Origin of the sequence: Streptomyces sp. MnatMP-M17 (assembly GCF_900091995.1) — a bacterium.
GTDB lineage: Bacteria > Actinomycetota > Actinomycetes > Streptomycetales > Streptomycetaceae > Streptomyces.
Genome location: NZ_FMDK01001296.1, coordinates 1 through 1,922, shown reverse-complemented (window position 1 = coordinate 1,922; position 1,922 = coordinate 1). Strand labels below are relative to the sequence as shown.

Below are 1,922 nucleotides of genomic sequence, written 5' to 3'. Positions count from 1 at the left end.
CACTCTCGGCTGGGCGCCCGCCGCCGTGGCCGCGCCCGTCGGCGGCACCCGCTGGGCGGTCGTCGGCGCCGACGAACTCGACCTGGGCTACGCGATGCACCGCGCCGACGAGACCGTCAGCGCCTACGCGGAGTCCCTGACCGGCGCGATCGGCGACAGCGGCGTCGCGCCCGATGTCTTCCTGGTGCCCGTCGTCGGCGATCCCGCGCTGGACGGACCCGCGTCGGTGCGCGCGCTGGCCTCCTGGGTGCTGGGCCTGCTCCAGGAATGGCTGGACGAGCCGCGGCTCGCGGGCTCGCGGATGGTCTTCGTCACGCGCGGCGCCGTCGCCCTCGACGGCGAGGATGTCCAGGATCTGGCCGCCGCCGCGGTCTGGGGCCTCGTACGGTCCGCGCAGACGGAGAACCCGGGCAGCTTCCTGCTGGTCGACATGGACGACACCTTCCTGTCGGCCGGAGTGCTGCCCGGACTGCTCGCCCTGGACGAGCAGCAGATGGTGGTACGTGCCAACACCGTCCGCGTCGGACGGCTGACCAGACTCGCCGAGAGCGAGGCGGCTCCTGCGGCCGAAGGCGCGGTGAGTGCCCGGAACCGCGACGGGAACCTTGACGAGAACCGGGCCTGGAACCGTGACGGCACCGTACTGATCACGGGCGGTACGGGCGGTCTCGGCGGACAGCTCGCACGGCATCTTGTCGCCGAGCACGGTGTACGGCATCTGCTGCTGGCCAGTCGGCGCGGCCCGGAGGCGCCCGGCGCGACGGAGCTGCTGGCCGATCTGGCCGAACAGGGCGCCGAGGCGCGCGCGATCGCCTGTGACGTGGGCGACCGGGAAGCGGTCGCCGAACTGCTCGCGGCCGTGCCCGCCGGGCGTCCGCTGACCGCGGTGGTGCACACCGCCGGTGTGCTGGACGACGCGCTGACCGGCTCGCTCACTCCGGAGCTGCTGGAGCGCGTCCTGCGGCCCAAGGCGGACGCCGCCTGGTATCTGCACGAGGCCACCCGGGAACTGGATCTGTCCGCGTTCGTGCTGTACTCGTCCGTCTCCGGCGTGCTGGGCAGCCCGGGCCAGGGCAACTACGCCGCCGCCAACGCGTATCTGGACGCCCTCGCCCTGCACCGCAGGAGCCTGGGACTGCCCGCGCTCTCCCTCGCGTGGGGTCCCTGGGGCCGGGGCAGCGGAATGACCAGCCATGTCAGCGAGGCCGATCTGGCCAGGATGGCCCGCGGTGGAATGCCGCCTCTCGCCCTCGCGCAGGGCCTGGCCCTCTTCGACGCCGCCATCGTGCGCGCCGCGGCGACTCTCGTTCCGGCCAGAATCAATGTGGCGGGACTCCAGGCCCAGCAGGCGCTGCCCGCGCTCTGGCGCGAGCTGGTCCCTCGTACCCGGCGCGCGGCGGCGGCCGGCGACCGGTCGCCGGTCACTCTGCGGGAGCGGCTGCGGCAGCTCGGAGCGGCGGAGCGGGAGAGCCTGCTGATCGAGCTGGTCACCGGCTACACCGCGGCCCTGCTCGGCCACCGCGACGCGAGCGGCGTCGACGCCGAACGCAGCTTCCTGGAGCTGGGCTTCGACTCACTGGTCTCCGTCGGACTGCGCAACCAGCTCGCGGAGGCGCTCGGACTGCGGCTGCCGAGCTCGGTGGTGTTCGACAACGAGACACCCGTCAAACTGGCCCGCCGGCTGCACGGCGAACTCGCCGCGCAGCTGGCCTCGGGCTCGGGTACGGGCTCTGCGGTCGGCGGCGGCTCTGCCGCCGTGGCGCGGTCGGCCGACCACGGCGACGAGACGCTGGAGGGCCTCTTCCACCGGGCGGTCCAGGGCGGAAAGCTCGTCGAGGCGATGCGGATGCTGGTCGCCGTCGCCAAGACCCGGCCGACCTTCGAGACACCCGCCGATCTGGAGGAGCTGTCGGTCCCTGTCA

The 1,922-nt window shown here is 73.5% G+C and carries 1 protein-coding gene; it reads left to right on the top strand.

Going from position 1 to position 1,922, the window contains the following annotated elements; translation table 11 throughout:
* Positions 1 to 1,922: type I polyketide synthase (locus tag GA0115259_RS38700; protein WP_141716921.1), on the top strand; the 1,922-nt coding region annotated here is incomplete at both ends.